Raw genomic sequence first — 20,447 nt, 5'->3', positions numbered from 1 at the left:
TCAACTGCAAGTTTGCAGCGAAGGATAGAATGAGCAAGGAGCAGTGTCTTCATGGAACAGAATGGACAGCAGCGAAAGCATATATTTGCTGGTCTTGAGGTGGATATTGTGCTGAAGCAGGATCAGCGTACGGGCAAGACGACAAGAGGTATCGTGAAGGATATTCTGACGAATTCTCCATCTCATCCGCACGGCATCAAGGTACGCCTGCAGGATGGACAAGTAGGCAGAGTGAAGTCGATTTTCCATACATCATCACAAGATAGGGACTAGATTGAATTATACAGAAATGGGGTGGCCTGTCTGACGGGCTTAAATCAACGAGGATTCGCACAATTGGGAGTAACGGAGCAATTGGTGCACACATTGAATCAACATGGAATTGCGGTGCCAACACCGGTTCAGGCTGAGACGATTCCGGTCGTACTGTCGGGAGAAGATGTTGTATCCCAGGCACAGACGGGGACAGGCAAGACGCTGGCCTTCCTGCTGCCAATTATTCAACGCATTGATGCAAGTTCAACACATGTTCAGGCATTGATTGTTGCACCTACACGAGAGCTGGCTCTGCAAATTACGGCAGAAGCGAAGAAGCTTATCGAGGCTTATGAAGGCGTGAACGTGCTTGCTGTATACGGTGGACAAGATGTAGAACGTCAAATGCGCAAGCTCCAGGGCGGTCGTCAGCTTGTCATCGGAACGCCAGGTCGATTGCTTGATCATCTGAGACGCGGGACAATCTCGCTGTCGAAAGTGAAGACATTGGTATTGGATGAGGCGGATCAAATGCTTCATATGGGCTTCCTTGGGGAAGTGGAGGAAATTATTCGCCAGATTCCAACGAATCGCCAGACGCTGCTGTTCTCTGCTACTATGCCAGTGAATGTAAGACGCTTGGCGGAGCGATTTATGCGCAGTCCGATTGATATCCATGTGCAGAGCGAGCGTATTACCGTGAAGAACGTGAAGCAGATTGTCGTGCAAACGACAGATCGTGCCAAGCAGGCGACTCTGTGCAAGCTTATTGATGAGCATCGCCCTTATCAAGCCATTATTTTCTGCCGGACGAAGCGCAGAGCAAGCAAGCTGAATGAAGAATTGCTTGAAATGGGCTATGATTCGGACGAACTGCATGGCGACTTGTCGCAGTCGAAGCGGGAGCAGGTTATGGAACGCTTCCGCAAGGTGAAGATGCAACTGCTTGTCGCGACGGATGTTGCGGCACGAGGGCTGGATGTAGAGGGTATTACACATGTGTTCAACTATGATGTCCCTCAGGATGCAGAGAGCTATATCCACCGCATTGGCCGTACAGGCCGCGCAGGTGCGCAAGGGATCGCGATCACATTCGCTTCTCCTAGAGATCGTATGGCTGTGGAGCTGATCGAGCGCGGCATCGGACAGAAGCTGGAGCGTCGTAATCAAGATGGGGAGCATACTGAGGTTGCTGGCGATGTTCGGACTGGTCGTGGCAAGAAGTCAGATAATGAACGCAGTTCCGGACGTGGCGGACGCGGCAATAGTCGTGGAACACGAAGCGACGCGAAGGATGCACGCGGTCAAGGTGCAGGTCGAGGTGGACGCGGTGCTGCTCGCGGCAAGCAAGGCAGTGATGCGGGTGGCCGTGGCGGACGGCGTGAAGCAAGAAATGAAGGCCATGGCGGACGCAGCAGTGCGCGCGACGGACGAGGCCAGGGCCGTAGTTCTCGTTCGCAGTCAAGCCAAGGCGCTGGTCGCCAAGAGAGCCGCGGCAAGTCTGGTGGCCAATCCAGCGGCCGTTCGAGCCAAGGTGGAGGTCGTTCATCCGGTCGTGGCGGCGGACGTCGTTCTCGATAGAGCATGTTACATTTAAATACAATAATCGTGTAAGGCGGTTATAATAGGAGGGCTGTCTCGAATTGGGCAGCCTTTTTGCCCATGGTGATACAGTTGCTTTTGTTTCAATAGCAGGCTGATTTCGTTATATAGTAAAAAGGACACAAATGTGGCAGTTACTTGGGGCTAAGGTATCTTCATGTCTTGTAATTGTTAGTATTTAAGCCTGTCTTCCTGTAGATATATGATACTATGTTACTAATCACAACATGATTCGGATTGAAACAAGTGATAGGCGGAAAGGTTGAGAGCATCAATGCATCGCATACGAGATCCACTGACAAGCTTATTTAGTATACCGACTGTGCCTAAACAGAAAAGGATAGCCTTGGTTATCGGCTTCGTCGCGCTGGTTAGCACTCTTGTGGTCATACCGTATGCTTCAACGCCGCTATGGGGGGTAACTCCCTTTTTCCCGATCTTTATTGCATGGAACATGTTTGGTGATTTCATGACTTCGCACTTGCTTTATATCCAATATCGTGCAACTGGTTATAAGCCAATTTTGATTTTATCGGGGACGTTTTTTTTTACGGGGCTAATTATGATTCCACATCTTCTGACTTTCCCAGGCATATTCAGTGATAAGGGGGTTCTGTACGCAGGGACTCGGGCTTCGGTATGGTTCTGGGGATGTTGGCATGCGGGATTTCCAGCAGGGATATTGCTGTATACGTTCAGTATCCAGAAGCAGTCCTATTCGCGATCAGAGCACAAGAATAAGACGGCTGCTTCAACTGTGATGTTTATTGTTGTAGTGCTGGTTGTCGGGATGATTACGTATATATTGGCAGGTCAGCATGAATGGCTGCCTACGCTTATTTCGGATAGCAGCCATGGTCTTCTCCTTTCAACAGGTATAGGCCCTATTGTATGGGTAATTAGTCTTGTGGCTTGTGTGTATTTGTATGTGGTAACTCGTGGAAGGAGCCTGCTGCACTTATGGCTTCTTTTGTCTGTTTTCACATTCTTTTTGGATGTGTCGATCACTTTGCTGGCCAACGATAGATACACGCTTGGCTGGTACGCGGCATGCGTTTACTCATTGCTGTCGGCAACAGTTGTACTATTTGTCTTCTTTTATCAGATGAATCAGCTCAATGTGAAGCTCCATCATTCTCAAAGGGCGCTCCACAATTCACAGGAACAAATTGCAATTATTCTTGATAGCATTACCGATGCCTTTCTTGCAGTAGACAAGCAGTGGTGCTATACGTATATGAATAAGGAAGCGGAGAAGTATTTGGGGTTCTCCTTCGAAGTTGTAAAAGGGCGATCCATTTGGGATATTAATCCCCATTTGAAGCAGACCAAGCTGTACGAGGTGTGCCACCAAGTCATGGAGCGGGGAGAACCGGCGGAGATTACGGAGTTTGATCAGCTGCATGGCAGATGGCTGGAGAATCGCGTATTTCCGTCTCGCAACGGGGTGTCGGTGTACTTCCATGATGTAACTGAACGGATTGTAGCGGAAGAGCAGATGAAGGAAGCAAATAAGAAGCTGCAAATGGCGAATCGGCTCCTAACTGATTTCTCCTATACCGACGGGTTGACCGGGGTTTACAACCGCAGATACTTCGATCAGATGATGAATCAGGAGTGGGAGCGGGTTAAGCTGCAGAAGAGTCCACTATCACTAATTATGCTTGATGTCGATTATTTCAAAAAATATAACGATACGTATGGTCATCTAGCTGGGGATGAATGCTTGCGACGAGTAGCGCAGGCAGTTCAGAATACGGTTACACCGCCGCTTGCCGTTGTTGCCAGATACGGTGGGGAAGAGTTCGGCGTGATCTTGCCAATGACGGATCTTCGTCAGGCTGAGGCCATCGGTGAGCAAATTCGTCTTCATGTAGAGTCGCTTAAAGTACCGCACGCTGGCTCAGAGGTGAGTCTAGTTGTGACCTGCTCGCTTGGTGTTGCATCCTGCAGCATTGAGGATATTCAGGACTCAGAACCGAATACGCTGGTTGCCATGGCGGATCAGAAGCTGTACCGGGCGAAGCAGTCTGGCCGCAATCGATTAGTAGCAGTGGATTAATGAAGGATAGGGGATTCAGAAGCAGTTGAATCCCTCTATCCTAATTTTTTTATGCATTTACAATGCTGCATAAGCTGGGACGTGATTGCTTATCAGCGTACCTAGCTGCAAGCTTCATAATAATGAAGTTTCGGAGCTTGACAACTATTTATTTTTTATTTCTCCAAATATGTTGGAGGTGTGACATCGTTGATGAACAAGATGCCATCATATTGCTCGCTCGGAATGCTGCTTATTGGCGAGATTCCTGTTACGTATGACGTCATTGGCTGTGACATCCATGTTGTGCCTGGAACGGCAGGCGCGTTACTCATATCAATGAATGAGAAGGGCTTGCCGATGCTTGTCATAAGCTCTTCTATAGAATGCGGCATAGGCGGAAGTACGTCATAGATTTCGCGTGTGACATGCGCGTTCTGTCCTTTGCCTAGGAATAAGCCCATCACGTATCCTTGGTCTTTGTACTTGGTTGTTTGCATAATCTCGCCCATATTGCGAAGCGGCAATGCTATGCCGAATTCTTTGGAATGTGCCTTGCTAATATGTCCGTTGTGTGCCCATACGATGATTTTCTCGTTTTTATAGACGTTGTCAGCGAGCCATACCAAGTTATCTGCCATCATTTGGTCGCGATACTCCCACGATTGGATCATGGACATATAATCGAGGTTTTTGCCCTCCATATATAGAGTAGACTTAATTGTCAGTTCCATGTATTCACGAACAATTTGAATTCGGTTGTCGATTGCGCGTTGTACAAGCTGTACGATATGCGGGTTGTCCGGGAACTGCTTGCGCAGCGCCTGTTCACGCTTTGGAATGGTCGCTTTTATTTGTTCATACAGCTTCAAGTAGCCTGGTTTTACCTTCTGATACCCCTCCAGATCCGAGCTCATTTCCCATTCGTCCAGTGCTAGTTCAATCTCCTGAAACTGCTTGGCAAGCTTTGCATCGCCCATCCAATCAGCAGCGAACATGACGCCCTGCGGCTGCATATCGTATCCGGCCAGCGTGAGCGGCTTATCGGTACGCTTCGTATCTTGAATGTATTGATACAGTGGCACGGTCTCTTGTGCTTGCCAGATGCGGAATATGGAATCTTTCATTGTCGCAATCGGCTTTTGCGAGCTTACATTGCCATAAGCGCCGGCTGCATTGCCTAAGTTCGTCTCGAAGGCGATGACATTGAACCCAAGCTCCTGATGTAAATATTGAATGAGACGTGTTTTGGCGGAGTTGTATTGAGCTGCTCCATGTGAACTCTCGCCCAAATAGACGATTCGCTTGTCTTGCAGTAATGGCTTTAAGGCCTCTAAATCGGCAAATTTCTCGGGTGCGATTCGTGCGTCTGATCCAGTCTGTTCAGGATTGATCGAATTAAGCGAGACTGCGTTGTCGCTCAGCCAGTTCTTCCAATCTTCACGTGTTTGTGAGCTGGTACGTGCTTGCTCCAACTGACCTTCCTGCTTATCGGATGAAGCCTGGGCATGTATAGGTGCTCCGAAGGAGAGCATTGTGCCAAGTGCGATAACGGAAGCGAGTGCTAGAGATAAGCTTTGACGTTTCCATGTTCCTTTTTTTGATTTCATCGGATTGTCCTCCAAGTGTTAGGTATCGCAGCTGCGATTCATTGTGTTGCATTGTTCGCTTACCGGCTGCGGTTTCATTCAATCGTTCGAAGCATCTATTGGTGCAAGCAGTTGTTACTTAATCGGTGTTGGTGGCTGTACCTTGTCGATGTAGAGAATCCCGTCGTATTGCTCGCGAGGTACGAATACCTCTGGCAGCACTCCGAAGTACAGTGCGGTACGCGGCTCGTCCATCCATGATGTACCAGAGCCTTTCATTGCATAGCGCATATCGACGAAGGAATACGGCTGATTAGCTGCCTTCATAATGGATTCGATGGAGCTAGGCGGGAGCGGTTGAACCTCTAACGGCTCGCCCAAATTGTCATGGGTAGTTCCGCTTCCTGCATAGAGACCAATCGTGTAGCTGTAAGGTCCGAACATCGATTCCTGCATAAGTTCACCCATAAATCGCCCCGCGACAGGCATGAAGGACTGCTCCATTTTTGATTCGGCCTTGCTGATATGGGCATTGTGTCCCCAGACGATAATCTTTTCCATTGGATAGATTTCAGTTGCCAGCCAGAGCAGATTGTCGGCCATCGCCTTATCCCGCCATTCCATCATCTTCGTCGCTACTGCATAGTCGCCAGTCTGCGCAGCAATATTCGACTTGATCGACAGCTCGATGTACTCATTTACGACGCGAAGGCGGTCATCCAGCGTTCGGTTCACCATTGCAACGATATGCGGATTGCCCGGGTACAGGGCCTTCAACTGAGCTTCGTTGGCTGCAACCTTTGTCTTAACGTCTTTGTACAGCTTTTGCAATTCCGGCTTCACTGCGGAGTAAGCAGCAAGGTCTTCGGAATTGGTCCAGCGGAACAGCTTCTTCTCGGTTTCAGCAAATTGCGTTGCCAGCTTTTCATCCTTCAGGATCTCTCCGTTGAGAAATGGTCCCAAGGATTGCATGTCAAATCCAGCAAGCTTAATCGGCGTTTCCGTTGACTGTGAATCTTGGATGTATTGGAACAATGGAGTCGTTTCTTTAGCCCACCATTGTGGAAATACGGATTTCTTCATCAATTGCTCCGCCTCGCTTGTCTTTACATTGCCGAACGCGGTTGCTGCATTACCGAGCGGTGATTCGAAGGCGACGACATTGAACCCAAGCTCCTGATGGAGAAATTGAATTAATCGTGTCTTGGCGGAATTGAATTCGCCTACACCATGAGAGCTTTCGCCCAAGTATACGATGCGTTTATCCGACAAAAGCGGTTTCAGCATGTCCAAGTCTTTGAAACGCTCGCCTGTGACGGCCCCGTCTTTCGTACTCTCTGGGGTGATGGTATCTAATGTATAAGCATTATTTTTAATCCATTTGTGCCAATCCTCTGTAAATTTTGTTGAAGATGTTCCGGCAATTGTTGTGCTTTGCATGCTAGTTGCTGCTGTTGCGGCTTGACCATGTACAGTTGACTGCCAACTAAGCATTGAGCCTAACGCAATGACGGATGCAAACAATACAGGAATGCTTTTTCGTTTCCAAGTCGTCGAAAATGATTTCATAAAATGATGTCTCCTTACGATTTATAGTGATGAGTATGTAAACTGATATTATTTTCCGGGAAATACCGGTGAATAGGATTGTAGCAGGAATGATTGGTTTAAGCCATATGTTTGATGACGTATACGACAAGTATTGATACTCCGCAAGCAAGCAAGAATTGCAGACCCATCTTCGTTGTAGTCTTGTTCATAAACTCCCGGGCTCCTCTCGTGTCGTTGATGATCCAAGCATATCCTAAATGGAAGGCAATTGCCGTATATTCTGCTTGAATAGAGCAGCTTCTGGGGTGAATGGAGCAGTTTGGGGGATGAATAGAAATGATGATTCTATGTGGACATTGTCGGAATGCCCCGGAAAAACGGTGTTTGAAGAATGTGAGGACTTCAATTGTAGACATACTATCCATAAGGGGAGCAGACAAGCATTGAAGAATCTCTCTCGCATGGAAGGGAACACTTATATAGATCGTTGTTTCATTTAGTCACAATTGGTAAAGATGGGCTTACTCGGCTTGTGATGAAATTGGTTGATAAACATATTGTTCGTATTTAGCTGGGTTATCCGGCTAATTTTCTGTGTTATATTGGAATATATGTGACCTAAAAACGAATAAATGTACAAATTTATTGACAAAGAATCGCCTTTCTAATAAGATGCCTAAGTGTTAGTTTTGTTGCTTATGAAAGGAGCAGCTTGATCCAATGGAAAAATGGTTTAAATTGAAAGAAAACGGAACGAACGCGCGCACAGAAGTGACGGCGGGCATTACAACGTTCTTAACGATGGTATATATCGTTGTCGTGAATCCAGCGATATTGTCGAGTGCTGGAGTTCCATTCCAGCAAGTGTTTACCGCAACGGTAATCTCGGCAATTATCGGTACGTTATATATGGCTTTGTTCGCGAATCACCCAATTGCTGTAGCACCAGGAATGGGGATGAATGCATACTTTGCTTCTGTAGTAGCTTCACAGGGTGTGAGCTATCAGGCTGTATTTGGAGCAGTGTTCCTGGCAGGTATTATCTTCTTGTTGCTGACGTTTACGAAACTGCGTGAAACGCTTATTGAGTCAATTCCCAGTTCGTTGAAGTTTGGGATTACGGCAGGCATAGGCCTCTTTATCGCTTTTATCGGCTTGAAATCCTCCGGTATTGTCGTGCCGAATGAGGCAACCATGGTTGCTTTCGGGGATTTGCATAAACCGGTAACGGTGCTAACCTTGGCGGGATTGTTCATCACGCTTATCCTGATGGCCCGTAAGATACAGGGTGCCTTGTTCATCGGTATGGCAGCTACGGCGATTATCGGTTACTTCATGGGCTTGATGAAGTTTGACGGCTTTATTGCACTTCCAACAGCACCTGTGCTGTTCGATGTGGATATAGCGGGTGTATTCTCTCATGGCCTATATACAGTTGTATTCGCCTTCTTGCTCGTTACGATTTTCGATACAACGGGTACGATGATTGGGGTAGCGGAGCAGGCAGGTCTAATGAAGAACAATCAATTTCCGCGTGCGAAACAGGCATTGATGGCGGATGCGCTTGCGACAACAGCAGGTTCTTTGATGGGAACGACACCATCCAGTGCGTACATTGAATCTTCGGCAGGTGTTGCTGCTGGTGGACGTACAGGATTGACCTCCGTTGTTGTAGCGGGGTTGTTCTTCCTGTCCCTATTCTTCTCGCCGGTTCTCGCAGGGATTTCATCCTTGCCAGCGATTACAGCTCCAGTGCTTATTATTGTTGGCTGCTTCATGATGGATGGATTGGCGCGTATTGAATGGAAGCATTTCGATGAAGCTTTCCCGGCATTTGCAATCCTGATCAGTATGCCGCTTACATCCAGCATTGCTACAGGGATTGCGATCGGCTTCATTACGTATCCGCTTATGAAGCTATTTAGCGGCAAAGGGAAAGAAGTCCATCCGATTCTATATGTATTTGGCGTAATTTTCGCTATTCAAATGGCTTTCTTCCCAGCCCACTAAGGTTGTTGGCAGGAATCCAATATCGTAAGGAAAAGCCTCGGAACTCAGCTCCGGGGCTTTTTTATATTTTTGAATTCGGATCAAACCCTTATTTGTTGTAAGTCGTCTGATAGGCTAGGAGTGGTCGTAGTGGCATAAAGTGTACACGAACTGGGAAATTTATAGGTAATGTGGATGCCCCAATATGATCCAACAAATGAAGAAGTTTCTTTATGAATCCATATCTTGATAATTGTATACTAATAAAGTGTCTGCACACATAATTGTAACATATTTCCACAAGTAGTGAGAGGAGCTTTTGCAACATGAACCGCAACGACGATAACAAAAAGCTTCGATGGTATAACATTGCCTTGATAGCTTTCGTCTCCGTGTGGGGGTTTGGCAACGTTGTTAATAACTATGCAAACCAAGGGTTAACGGTTGTAACATCTTGGATACTTATTATCGCGCTGTATTTCGTGCCTTACGCACTGATGGTTGGACAAATGGGTTCAACATTCAAAAACGATCAAGGCGGCGTTAGTTCCTGGGTAAAAGAAACGATGGGACCTACAGTCGCTTATTTGGCTGCTTGGACGTACTGGGTTGTTCACATTCCATATCTGGCTCAGAAGCCGCAAGGGATCCTGATCGCACTCGGCTGGACAGTAACAGGCAGTGGGAACTTTATTAATCAGTTTTCCACATTGACGCTGCAGCTTATCTGCTTGGCCGTATTTCTCGTATTCCTGTGGGTTGCTTCCCGCGGGCTCAATTCCTTGAAGAAGATCGGTACGATTGCAGGGATGTCCATCTTCATTATGTCGCTTCTGTACATTGTACTTGCGGTGACAGCACCTGCACTGACGGGCGCGACGATTGCGACGGCAGATATGTCGGTCAGCTCGTTCATTCCGGACTTTAACTTCGCGTACTTTACAACATTGTCCATGCTCGTATTTGCCGTAGGTGGAGCAGAGAAAATCTCACCATACGTCAACAATACGAACAATCCTTCGAAGGAATTCCCTCGCGGGATGCTGATTCTGGCGGGGATGGTTGCTGTATGTGCCTTGCTCGGTTCGTTCGCAATGGGCATGATGTTCGATTCGAACAACATTCCGGCAGATTTGAAGATGAACGGACAGTACTATGCGTTCAAGATGCTTGGTGAATATTATGGAATCGGCAATACATTCCTCGTACTGTATGCGATAGCGAACACACTTGCGCAAATTTCGGCGTTGGCCTTCTCTATCGATGCACCGCTGAAAGTATTGCTGCTTGATGCGGACAAGAAGTTCGTGCCTCAGAAGCTGATGAAGACGAACGAGCGCAATACGCCAGTCAATGGATACATTATGACGGCTGTGCTTGTAGGGATTTTGATTGTTATTCCGGCGATCGGAATTGGCAACATGAACTCTCTCTTCAACTGGCTGCTTGATCTGAACTCGATCGTAATGCCGCTTCGTTACCTATGGGTATTCGCAGCCTTCATGGCGCTCATGAAGCTAGGGGACAAGTTCCAATCCGATTATAAATTTGTGAAAAATCGCAAGATCGGCTTCATGATTGGTTTGTGGTGTTTCGTCTTTACGGCATTCGCTTGTATTATGGGGATGTTCCCTAAGGTTGAAGCATTTACGTCAGAATGGTACTTCCAACTATTGCTGAACGTCATTACGCCATTCATATTGCTTGGTTTAGGCTTGATTTTGCCGATGATCGCAAGACTGGGCAAGAACAAACGATAATGATCGTTTTATGAATAGGACAGGAGCTCAAGCTAAAAAGCTTGGGCTCCTTTTTTGTGCTTGCCTAGCAAGCGTGCATCATTACATCTTTCGCAGCAAGTAGGTCTCGATTAGCGCAGCAATGCCAGCGACAGCTAATAATACGATAAATGGATAGGTGACGGGGGCGTAGAACTGCAGTGCTGTCAGCAAGGTGGCACACCAAATGCCTGTACACCAATGGCAGCTTATTAGTGAGCCCAGCCAATAGCGAAGCCCCTTGCCTCTTGGTTCCGTAATTCGCGACACATTGCCATTCTCATCGGTTACATACGTAACAGACAAAAAAGGCTTGCGCAGCCATTCCATAATGTCGTCATAGACGAGCAGATGGGTCAGGCGAAAGGAAGCCAGCGCTAATATGAACAGCTCAATCCAGGTGATCATCATACATTCTCCTTTCCGCTTGGCAGATGTCGACATGTCCAATCCATCTAGTGAGAGACTGCATATGCTAGAAATGGATATAGGGAATGGAGGTGACAGATGATGTGCTTCTGCAACCAGATGAATAAGGTCAGCAGCCCAATCAAGGTCATTCAGAGTGATGCGAAGCCGCAATCTCCGCAGGGCATCCAGATGACAGCACGGAAAGTTGAAGCGGTATCTGCAATTAAGCCGATTCGATAAGTCATGTAGCTGGTAAGATGTACTCCAACATATGCATTGGTCCACAGCAAGGTGATTTCAGTTCATGGGAAGGCTCCTGCTCCTACCTTAAGGCCTGTTCCGTCATAAGACGGGCAGGCTCTTTTTGTGTTACCTATCAAATTGGACTTGAGCAGACACACTTCTTATCATACGGAGTGTGTTTTCTTTGCTTTTCTGTGTGAAAAAGAGGGGTGTTTTTACGGCCTTGCTTGTTGTCAAAAAGGTAGGGTATAATAGTGACATTAACTAAGAAAACTACTTTTGTTTTTATAGTTTTATGTCGGCGTGAATGGAGGGAATTTCATGCGCGAACGGATTATGAAGGCATTTATAGAGGAGTTGCAAGACAAAGGGATCAAATTCACGATGGATGATTTGGCGCGTCGACTTGGGATGAGCAAGCGCACTTTGTATGAGCATTTCTCTTCAAAAGCGGAACTGCTAGATACGATCATAGAGCAGACGATGCACGAAAGTGATGCGAAGACTGAAGAAATCATGAAGAATGACACCTTGTCGCTTCTGGATAAATTGAAAGCGGTAATGACCGTGCTTCCGAATCACTTTGAGCTGTATGATAACCGAATCTTGGAGCAAATGAAGCGCGTATACCCTGAGCAGTGGTCAAAGATTGATAAGGCTCTCCGGGATGATTGGGAGATGCTACGAATCTTGCTGGAGCAGGGGATGGAGGAAGGCGTCATATTAAGGCACAATGCGGCCTTTATCGTGAAGGTAATTACGGATGCGTTCAATTCAACCTTGGATCAGCGATTTTTTGCTAAGCAGAACATTTCGCTGCCGGATGCATTAAAGTCGATTGCAGATATTATGCTGTATGGGCTTGTTGCTAGAGATCAATCTGAGGAACAAAGATAATCCATGCAAGTGATTTATCTTATCGCTAATGCAAGGCTCATGCTTCACACTGGGGACATGAGGTCGTTCATATTGGAATCATCAGGTTATATCGACTGAACCATTAGGCTCAGTCTTTTGCCTAAGAAAACTTATAAAAACAAATTAGTTTTAGGAGTGGGATTATGTCTTTCATGAGGCAGATTAGTCGCGCACAGTGGATTGGCCTCGTGCTCGTTATCGGTATTTTATTTATTGACATGTTGTTGTACAGTTTGTTCATTCCAGTCGTGCCGTATTTTACAACCGAGTATGCGATGTCTTCGACCACACTTGGTATTCTGTTCGGCAGTTATGCAGCAGCTCTGTTCATTACGACGCCTTTTTTCGGGCGGGTTGCAGATAAACTTGGCAGACGCAAGACGATCTTAACGGGTCTTGTGTTCATGATGATATCTACCATGCTGTTCGTATTCTCGCAAACGACGGCAATGCTCATTACGGCTCGCTTCCTGCAAGGCTTAGCTGCGGCTGCGTCATGGACAGCAGCAATGGCGCTGCTGGCTGATCTGTTCTCTGGGCCGGTACGCGGAGCGGCAATGGGCTTCGCCATGACAGGGATATCATCGGGCTCCCTGCTCGGAGCTCCAATTGGAGGCTGGTTGTTTGAGATTGGCGATCACCATACGCCATTCTGGTTCGCAGCAGCATTGACGGCAGTTATTTCGATCATTGTCGTGTTTGCACTGCGCGAACCTGTCAGAGAGGAGCGTCAGGCCGAAGGAGGAGGCACGTTCTCCCTGCTGCGGCATCGGACGATTCTGTTCGTTGCTTCGATTATCCTGCTTGCTGAGACGACATTGACGATGCTGGAGCCGCTCCTTCCGGTCTATGTTACTGAGCAATTCCAGATGTCTCCGCTTGCGCTTGGCATGCTGTTCGGTGTCATGACACTGAGCTATGGAATGATCGCTCCAATAGCGGGAACACTTACAGCTAAGCATAATCCTTTCCGACTCATGCTAATAGGGCTTGTTGGTTTGGCGCTCACGTTACCATTAATCGCATTTGCAGGCAATGTGACTCTATTGATGATGGCAGGCTGCTTGGTAGGGGCAGCAGTAGGATTTACGCTTTCGCCGACATTGCCAACATTAGGTGCCATCGTGGATGGCGATTCATCGGGCGGTGATTATGGGGTGGCATATGCCCTATTCAATATGATTCATGCGGCGGGGATGATGCTTGGACCAATCGCTGGAGGAGTGTTGACGGATGCGCTGCCAGTGTCGTCCTCGCTCATTGTCATCAGCGTGATCATTGTATCAGCCGTGTTCGGCTTGAGCTTGCTGAAGCGCCGCCATAAGCAGACCTTCTCCATAAGCATGAGCGGAGTAGAACCAGCGCAGACGATGAAGGCTAACGGCAAGAGCGTATATAATAATTGATGATCGGAATCAATGAAGTGTAATTTCGATAATCTTGATGTAGGGAAGCTGTCTCGTCTATGATGGATGAGACAGCTTTTTTATCGTATGGAGGATGGAAATGAGCGGGAATCATTTACCGATAGATGATGTATTGCCAGAATTGAAATCGGCGCTGAGCAGCCATGCAGGGGTGGTATTGGTAGCTGAGCCAGGTGCGGGGAAGACGACCCGTGTACCGCTGTCGCTGCTGGATGAGTCATGGCTCCAAGGACTGCGGATTCTCATGCTGGAGCCGCGGCGTATTGCAGCGCGTTCTGCTGCACGCTACATGGCTCGTGCATTGGGTGAGCAGGCCGGTGAGACAGTAGGATATCGCGTACGTTTGGATACGTGCATAAGTGAAAAGACGCGCATTGAGGTCATTACGGAGGGAATTCTGACGCGCATGCTCCAAGAGGATCCTTCCTTGGAAGGGATAGGACTCGTTATATTCGATGAATTCCATGAGCGGCATTTGCATGCAGATGTCGGCTTGGCCCTCACCGCCGAATCACAATCTGTCTTGCGCGAGGATCTCCGTATCCTCGTGATGTCGGCGACGCTTGAGGCAGAACCAGTCGCGGCCATGCTGGGAGGAGCGCCAATAGTGGTCAGCAAGGGTCGCAGTTATCCGGTCGAGACGATATATGCTGAACGGCGTGAAGATACTCTACTTGAGCCGCGTATCGTAAGGACGATTATGCTGGCGCTTCATCGTCATGAAGGAGACATCATGGTATTCCTTCCTGGAGCGGGGGAGATTCGGCGCGTGCAGACTGCTCTGGAGCAGGAGTTGACGAAGAACGGGTGGATTGAACGTGCATATATTGCCCCGTTATATGGACAGCTGTCAGCGGCTGCACAGGATGCTGCGATTAGCCCCTCAACGAATGGGATGCGCAAGATCGTGCTGGCTACTGCCATAGCAGAGACGAGTCTAACTGTGGAAGGAGTCCGGATCGTGATCGACAGCGGCCAGATGCGTGTGCCGCGCTTCTCTCCACGGACAGGCCTTACACGGCTGGATACGGTTCCGGTGTCACGTGCCTCAGCCGATCAGCGCCGCGGTCGTGCGGGTCGTCTTGGGCCTGGGGTCTGTTACCGATTGTGGACGAGAGAAGAAGAGAGACAGCTCCCTGCACATCATGTGCCGGAGATACTTGTGGCTGATCTCGCCTCGTTAGCATTGGAGCTGGCTGCATGGGGGACGGAGGCATCTGATCTGAAGTGGCTGACTCCGCCGCCTCCTGCAGCACTGCAACAAGCGGAAGAACTGCTCGTTCAGCTCGGAGCGCTGTCCGATTCCGGCACACTGACTTCGCACGGTCGTACGCTGGCCAAGTTGGGGCTTCATCCTCGCTTCGCACATATGATCGTGAAGGGGATGGAGCTTGGACTGGGAGAAGCAGCATGTACGCTAGCTGCGCTGCTGGAGGAGCGGGATGTCATTCGCCATAGTGGTACCAGTGCTAACGCAAGGGGGGGATTCGGGCAAGCGGGACAGACACCTGCAGCGTTGAACCCCGATTTAGGACTGCGCATGGAACTGTTGACGTTAGGAACACATTCACCATTACGTCATTCTCGTCAAGGGGATGTCGATGAGAGTGTGCTGCGACGGATTCATGAGCAGACGAAGCAGTACAGACTGGCCTTCCGTATGGGACAGGATGATAAGCAACAGGTACAGCGCAATGCGGATTTGGCCGACGAGGATGCATGGAGCTTGCTTGCTGCCTTCGCTTATCCGGATCGGATTGCCGAGCGTCGTTCAGATGGGCGCTACTTGCTGCGCAATGGACGTGGCGCGGCCTTTACGCAAGCTGCTGCAAGCGGAACCCTGCTGGCACAGTCGCCTTATATTGTGGCGGTGCAGCTTGACGATGCTGGCACCGATGGTCGAATTGTGCTTGCAGCGTCACTTGGCAGGGCGGTGCTGGAGCGTTACTTCGCGAGGGAGTTTACACGGGAAGACCTGATTGCTTGGGATCGGACGACCCAGTCGGTTCGAGCTCGGGAACGCGTTCGTCTAGGGGCGCTCACGCTTAAGGATATGCAGCATAGCGCACCTGATGCAGATGCGGTGCAGCATGCCTTGCTGGAAGGCATCGCCCAAGAGGGGCTTGCCCTCCTGCCATGGACGAAGCCGGCCCACCAGTGGCAGGCGAGGCTCCAATTCATGCATCGGCATCTGCCTGAGGAATGGCCAGATGCCAGTGAAGAAGCCCTCTTAGCCACCTTGGAGGAGTGGCTAGGCCCGCATATATACGGTATGCGCAGCCGTGATGAACTTGGCAAGCTTAGCCTTACGACGGTCTTCGAGTCGATGCTAACGTGGGAACAGCGCCAGCAGCTTGATAAGGAGGCGCCGACACATATTGCAGTGCCTAGTGGCTCGCGCATTGCGGTCGATTATCAGGATCCTGATCGTCCGCTGCTGGCTGTACGGCTGCAGGAAGTATTCGGCCTACACGATACGCCGCGCATTGCGGGCGGACGAGTGGCACTGACGATGCACTTGCTCTCGCCAGCACAGAGGCCTGTACAGGTAACGCAGGATTTGGCCAGCTTCTGGGCGACGACTTATTTTGACGTGAAGAAGGATTTGAAGGGGCGCTATCCCAAACATTATTGGCCGGATAATCCTCTAGAGGCGATTGCGACTCGGCGCACCAGACCGGCTCCGGATAAGAAATAGACTTGGGTATGCAATGTTAAGATCCCTCACTGGCTATTGGTATGTGAATGTAAAATTCGATATAATAGATCATACAGGAAATGACCAACGGGTCTAATGAATAGTAGGTAGTAGTAACGATAACTATAGGCTTGTACTTAGTGGAGGTGATGGTGCATGTCACATGCACTCGTGTCATCACAGTTGATGTCACTGATTGTGTCCTTGTGTGCGGGGACGGGGGTAATCGTACTGCGTCTGCGTGCGGCGAACAAGCCGACCTCAATGAAGAAGATAATTATGCCGCCTATCGGTATGGCAACTGGATTCGGTATGTTCATCATACCTGCGATGCGTATACCGTGGCTATGGGCGATCGGAGCTTTCCTCGCAGGGGCATTGATCTTCGCCTATCCGCTTATTCGCACATCCCGGTTCGAACGAATTGGCGAGGAAGTATATTTGAAGCGATCGAATATGTTCATTGTCGTCATTGTTGGATTGCTCGTACTGCGGCTCATTCTGCATGATGTTGTGGAGCAGTATGTGTCAATCTCACAGAGTGCGTCCATGTTCTTTATTCTGGCATTCGGCATGCTGCTGCCATGGCGCTTGGCTATGATGATGCAGTATAAGAAGCTGATGGCAGAAAGAGTGGAGCAGTAAGAATTGTTGAGAGGTTAAGGTAAATAAGAAGCTGTACCCGCCTTCATTGTAAGGTTGGGTGCAGCTTTTTTGCATTGTGTTAGAAGGACGGAGGGTTGCTGGATTTGAATACCTGTCCACGAGAACGTGACGGGTGTCATTGTCCTGTTGTGTGCTGAGCGTCATCATGGAAGGACTAGAAGCACGTGTGCTAACAGGAAAAAGGATGGGATTACGACATGGCACAACAAGACTCACAACATACTTCTCGGCAAGCTTCCTCATCTAACATGCAGCAGCCTTATCAGGGTGCGGCTTGCGCGAAACAAGAGCCGAATTCAGAAAACAATGAGGGCGCCTCTATCTGTTCACAAGGAGCTTCAACTTCAACCACTCATTGCAATAGCCAATATGCAGCTGACAAGGCTTCTTCTAGTCAGCCTATGGTGACATGGCGTCCTTCACGGTTCAATGCGCAGACTAAGGTTGATGATGGAGGGCTCGTATTATATAACAGCTATTCTGGAGCAATTGCTTCGTTCTCTGCGGAAGAACAGACACGAGTGCTGTCTTGGCTGCGGCCGGGACAGGCTGAGGTGGAACCGAACAATGCCGTCTATCGCGATTTATTGGAGCACGGCTTCCTTGTTCCGGCTGACACGGACGAGATGCGGCGCGCACAGTTCCTTCATCAGGCGATGCACCAGCTTGATGCGATGCATTTGGTACTGCTTGTAACAGAAGCGTGCAACTTCCGCTGCAACTACTGTTACGAATACTTCCCACGGGGCAATATGCGGGACGAAATCGTAGAGGGATTAATCGCCTATATGGAGCAGCGGGCCAAGACGCTCAACTTCTTGACCATCAGCTGGCATGGGGGCGAGCCGCTGCTTGCTCCGCATGTGATCGAGCAGCTGTCGACCGCGTTCATCGATGTTTGCGACAAATACGATGTCGCTTATCAAGCGGAAATATCCACGAATGGATATTACTTAACACGAGAGCTGTTCGAACAACTGCTAGATTTACATATTGATCGGTACATGGTTACGGTTGATGGCCCTGCTGAAGTGCACAATGCGCGAAGAGGATTATTTGGGGGCGGAGATACCTATGAGCGCATCATTGCGAATTTGCTCTCGCTTAAACAGGTGAAGCGCCCATTCGAGATTAACATTCGCGTGAACTTTGACAACAGTAATCTGGATGCGGTTCATGCATTCATCCCTGTGCTGCATGACTTGTTCGGCGATGACAAGCGGTTCTCCGTCTACTTCCGTCCAGTCGGCTGCATGGGGGGAGAGAATGATCTGATGCTCCCGGTATGTGATGCCCTCACTAAGGATAAGGAGATATGGGCATTGAATGAAGAAGCCATCCAGGCAGGCTTGCAAGTAAGCTCCTTCATTAAGGACATTTTGCTGCCGACAGGGGCGGTCTGCTATGCGGCGAAGCCGAACTCGATGATTGTCGGATCAGATGGCAATTTGTATAAGTGCTCGGTAGCACTTGAACAAGCGAACAATCAATTAGGGTGTATTCATGGAGATGGGACATTAGAGCTCGATATGGACAAAATGGCCGTCTGGACCACTTCCGGTGAAGAGACAGATGAGAACTGTCAATCCTGCTTCTTCCGCCCAGCCTGTCAGGGCAATCACTGCCCTTTATATCGGATGCGGTCAGGCGAGCGGCCATGCTCCTATGAGAAGCGGCAGATTAAGCAGGTGCTGCGTACGATTTGGCTTCAATCTGTAGAGCACATGTCAGCTATTCAATAACTATAGCGACCTAGGCCTTGTCATTCTGACAGCGGGTCTTGCATATGCTGAACATCCAATGATCGCAAGGAGGTGAGTAAGAAAGTGAAAGTGATTCGCCCAGCAGCGAAGACAACATCCATCAAGACTGGACGCTTGTCCAAGTCTGTACCTGGAAGCTTGAGCTAATCCATATTCATATGTCTAAGCTTATGTTTGTCACAGCAGAAATGCTGCGATTGTATGTAACGCCAAAAGCCTGGGAACCCCACGCCCAGGCTTTTCTCTATTTCCCTGCAACAAGAATTAATCGCAACAAGGCATGAAAGGATAGACATCTCAACATTCCGGTTACTTTACGCCGTTCCCCACACAACACCAAGCTCTTTCAGATATTGGCGGTAGGCGATGCTGACACGGTCGCATTTTAGTGACAGCTCGACTTGCAAATCAAGCGGCAGATCCTCTGGTTTCTGATTTTCTACGATTGGCTTGTCCTGTGCGAATATCATGTCTTGGAACTTTACGATCTCTTCGTCTGATAGGCCCGGATCATAACTGAAGGACAGAACCCCGTAAGCTACAGAGGTCGTTGCATCCTTCGGCTGCACCGTAAGCAGAATAGACATGAGATGTCCGGTCTCCTTATCGCGCTTCGTGAACTGCACTGTAAGCGGACGGGCAATCTCGTACGTATAATAGACATTCTTCGCTTGACCGGAACCGTCTGGATCGGGCTGAAATACTTCAATCTCCTCGGAACGGATGCCCTCCGGTACACGATGAACCCGGTAATCTCCAATCTCTGTGTGCGTTTCTACGCCTAAGTAGCCCTCATGGACGACAGCGAGATGACCAACATCTAGGAAGTTTTCTACAATGCGCGGCGGCTTGGCTTCTACGGATTGCGGTCCCCATATCACATTGCGCCAGCCTTCGGCACCGAACTCTTCAAATGGGAACCATGGTGTCTCCGTGTTGCCAAGGTTGACCCAAATAAGGCCATAGCGCTCCTCACAACCGTACGTAATCGCATGCGCCTTCTTCGGAATGGCTTGATCCGTTGGCAGCTGTGGAATGCGTGAACAAGCGCCGGAGCCCTCGAACTCCCATGCATGATACGGACAGACAAGCTTCCCATCCTTCACACAGCCTAGCGACAGTGCAGCCCCGCGATGCACACACAAATCCTTGAACGCATGCACGCCTTCTTCTGTACGGAAAATGACGACACGTTCTCCCATTATCAGCACCTGCAGCGGCTTCTCCTGCACATCCTGTGCACGGCAAGCAACAATCCATTCATTACGCAATACGGCATCATTTACGATCATGATGTAGACAGTCTCCTTTTTAATGATCCGGGTATCCATGGCTGAATCCGAATGTAATGTTCTTAATCTATTGGATGAAATACATGAAATCTTCGTATTATTGCTGTTTACACATCTATTTTAGGAAATATATTGGGATGAGTCAACACAAAACACGAACAATAATTAAATATAAATAATAAACATTCGTAATTTATCTATACAAAATGAAATGTTCCCTCTAT

General features: G+C 48.8%; 15 protein-coding genes. 11 read left to right on the top strand and 4 right to left on the bottom strand.

Annotated features, from left to right (window positions below):
• Positions 1-51 precede the first annotated feature (51 nt).
• The 3 genes from RQP50_RS19915 to RQP50_RS19905 all read left to right on the top strand — a co-directional run bounded on the left by RQP50_RS19915 (position 52) and on the right by RQP50_RS19905 (position 3,919).
• Positions 52-273, top strand: coding sequence for a YwbE family protein (locus RQP50_RS19915; RefSeq protein WP_021257296.1), 222 nt, complete (start codon positions 52-54; stop codon positions 271-273).
• A 63-nt stretch (positions 274-336) separates the two neighbouring features.
• Positions 337-1,836: a DEAD/DEAH box helicase gene (locus RQP50_RS19910; protein WP_315746487.1), complete on the top strand. Its 1,500-nt coding sequence runs from the start codon at positions 337-339 to the stop codon at positions 1,834-1,836.
• A 295-nt stretch (positions 1,837-2,131) separates the two neighbouring features.
• Positions 2,132-3,919 carry a diguanylate cyclase gene (locus RQP50_RS19905; protein ID WP_315746485.1) on the top strand — a complete coding sequence of 596 codons (1,788 nt, stop codon included), beginning with the start codon at positions 2,132-2,134 and terminating at the stop codon, positions 3,917-3,919.
• 155 nt (positions 3,920-4,074) lie between these two features.
• Here RQP50_RS19905 and RQP50_RS19900 read toward each other — a convergent pair whose 3' ends face one another.
• Both RQP50_RS19900 and RQP50_RS19895 read right to left on the bottom strand, forming a co-directional pair.
• A complete protein-coding gene (locus tag RQP50_RS19900; protein ID WP_315746484.1) occupies positions 4,075-5,508 on the bottom strand; it encodes an erythromycin esterase family protein in 1,434 nt (477 codons plus the stop codon).
• Positions 5,509-5,622: 114 nt separating this feature from the next.
• A complete protein-coding gene (locus RQP50_RS19895) occupies positions 5,623-7,056 on the bottom strand; it encodes an erythromycin esterase family protein (RefSeq protein ID WP_315746483.1) in 1,434 nt (477 codons plus the stop codon).
• A 702-nt stretch (positions 7,057-7,758) separates the two neighbouring features.
• On the opposite strand from RQP50_RS19895, the gene RQP50_RS19890 reads away from it, so the two are divergent.
• Both RQP50_RS19890 and RQP50_RS19885 read left to right on the top strand, forming a co-directional pair.
• Positions 7,759-9,048: an NCS2 family permease gene (locus tag RQP50_RS19890; protein ID WP_142544902.1), complete on the top strand. Its 1,290-nt coding sequence runs from the start codon at positions 7,759-7,761 to the stop codon at positions 9,046-9,048.
• Between the two features lie 305 nt (positions 9,049-9,353).
• Positions 9,354-10,787: an amino acid permease gene (locus RQP50_RS19885; RefSeq protein WP_251481481.1), complete on the top strand. Its 1,434-nt coding sequence runs from the start codon at positions 9,354-9,356 to the stop codon at positions 10,785-10,787.
• 81 nt (positions 10,788-10,868) lie between these two features.
• Here the strand turns inward: RQP50_RS19885 and RQP50_RS19880 are convergent, their stop codons facing one another.
• On the bottom strand, positions 10,869-11,213 hold the full coding sequence (locus RQP50_RS19880; protein ID WP_021257289.1) for a DUF1360 domain-containing protein: 345 nt from the start codon (positions 11,211-11,213) through the stop codon (positions 10,869-10,871).
• A 99-nt stretch (positions 11,214-11,312) separates the two neighbouring features.
• On the opposite strand from RQP50_RS19880, the gene RQP50_RS19875 reads away from it, so the two are divergent.
• The 6 genes from RQP50_RS19875 (at position 11,313) to RQP50_RS19850 (ending at position 18,910) form a co-directional block, all read left to right on the top strand.
• A complete protein-coding gene (locus tag RQP50_RS19875; RefSeq protein WP_155987347.1) occupies positions 11,313-11,456 on the top strand; it encodes a hypothetical protein in 144 nt (47 codons plus the stop codon).
• 324 nt (positions 11,457-11,780) lie between these two features.
• On the top strand, positions 11,781-12,356 hold the full coding sequence (locus RQP50_RS19870; protein ID WP_315746482.1) for a TetR/AcrR family transcriptional regulator: 576 nt from the start codon (positions 11,781-11,783) through the stop codon (positions 12,354-12,356).
• A gap of 164 nt (positions 12,357-12,520) precedes the next feature.
• Positions 12,521-13,783, top strand: coding sequence for an MFS transporter (locus tag RQP50_RS19865; protein WP_268624163.1), 1,263 nt, complete (start codon positions 12,521-12,523; stop codon positions 13,781-13,783).
• Between the two features lie 100 nt (positions 13,784-13,883).
• Positions 13,884-16,502, top strand: a complete 2,619-nt coding sequence (gene hrpB / locus RQP50_RS19860) for an ATP-dependent helicase HrpB (protein ID WP_315746481.1) — start codon at positions 13,884-13,886, stop codon at positions 16,500-16,502.
• A gap of 156 nt (positions 16,503-16,658) precedes the next feature.
• Positions 16,659-17,147 (top strand): CcdC family protein, encoded by a 489-nt coding sequence (locus tag RQP50_RS19855; RefSeq protein WP_021257284.1) that lies wholly within the window; start codon positions 16,659-16,661, stop codon positions 17,145-17,147.
• 422 nt (positions 17,148-17,569) lie between these two features.
• The gene (locus RQP50_RS19850) at positions 17,570-18,910 is read left to right on the top strand and encodes a radical SAM/SPASM domain-containing protein (RefSeq protein WP_315746669.1); all 1,341 of its coding nucleotides are present in this window, start codon (positions 17,570-17,572) and stop codon (positions 18,908-18,910) included.
• A 335-nt stretch (positions 18,911-19,245) separates the two neighbouring features.
• On the opposite strand, the gene RQP50_RS19845 is transcribed toward RQP50_RS19850, so the two are convergent.
• Positions 19,246-20,223, bottom strand: coding sequence for an aromatic ring-hydroxylating dioxygenase subunit alpha (locus RQP50_RS19845; protein WP_315746478.1), 978 nt, complete (start codon positions 20,221-20,223; stop codon positions 19,246-19,248).
• Positions 20,224-20,447: the final 224 nt, after the last annotated feature.

Source organism: Paenibacillus suaedae (assembly GCF_032337355.1).
In the GTDB taxonomy this organism is placed as follows: Bacteria; Bacillota; Bacilli; order Paenibacillales; family Paenibacillaceae; genus Paenibacillus_B; species Paenibacillus_B suaedae.
This window is presented reverse-complemented; position numbering and strand designations above follow the sequence as displayed.

Bases quoted from the DNA above. Each gene is read 5' to 3' on its own strand.
- RQP50_RS19915 (WP_021257296.1), top strand. From the start codon at position 52: ATGGAACAGAATGGACAGCAGCGAAAGCATATATTTGCTGGTCTTGAG.
- RQP50_RS19905 (WP_315746485.1), top strand. From the start codon at position 2,132: ATGCATCGCATACGAGATCCACTGACAAGCTTATTTAGTATACCGACT.
- RQP50_RS19900 (WP_315746484.1), bottom strand. From the start codon at position 5,508: ATGAAATCAAAAAAAGGAACATGGAAACGTCAAAGCTTATCTCTAGCA.
- RQP50_RS19895 (WP_315746483.1), bottom strand. From the start codon at position 7,056: ATGAAATCATTTTCGACGACTTGGAAACGAAAAAGCATTCCTGTATTG.
- RQP50_RS19890 (WP_142544902.1), top strand. From the start codon at position 7,759: ATGGAAAAATGGTTTAAATTGAAAGAAAACGGAACGAACGCGCGCACA.
- RQP50_RS19885 (WP_251481481.1), top strand. From the start codon at position 9,354: ATGAACCGCAACGACGATAACAAAAAGCTTCGATGGTATAACATTGCC.
- RQP50_RS19880 (WP_021257289.1), bottom strand. From the start codon at position 11,213: ATGATCACCTGGATTGAGCTGTTCATATTAGCGCTGGCTTCCTTTCGC.
- RQP50_RS19875 (WP_155987347.1), top strand. From the start codon at position 11,313: ATGATGTGCTTCTGCAACCAGATGAATAAGGTCAGCAGCCCAATCAAG.
- RQP50_RS19870 (WP_315746482.1), top strand. From the start codon at position 11,781: ATGCGCGAACGGATTATGAAGGCATTTATAGAGGAGTTGCAAGACAAA.
- RQP50_RS19865 (WP_268624163.1), top strand. From the start codon at position 12,521: ATGTCTTTCATGAGGCAGATTAGTCGCGCACAGTGGATTGGCCTCGTG.
- hrpB (WP_315746481.1), top strand. From the start codon at position 13,884: ATGAGCGGGAATCATTTACCGATAGATGATGTATTGCCAGAATTGAAA.
- RQP50_RS19855 (WP_021257284.1), top strand. From the start codon at position 16,659: ATGTCACATGCACTCGTGTCATCACAGTTGATGTCACTGATTGTGTCC.
- RQP50_RS19850 (WP_315746669.1), top strand. From the start codon at position 17,570: ATGGTGACATGGCGTCCTTCACGGTTCAATGCGCAGACTAAGGTTGAT.
- RQP50_RS19845 (WP_315746478.1), bottom strand. From the start codon at position 20,223: ATGATCGTAAATGATGCCGTATTGCGTAATGAATGGATTGTTGCTTGC.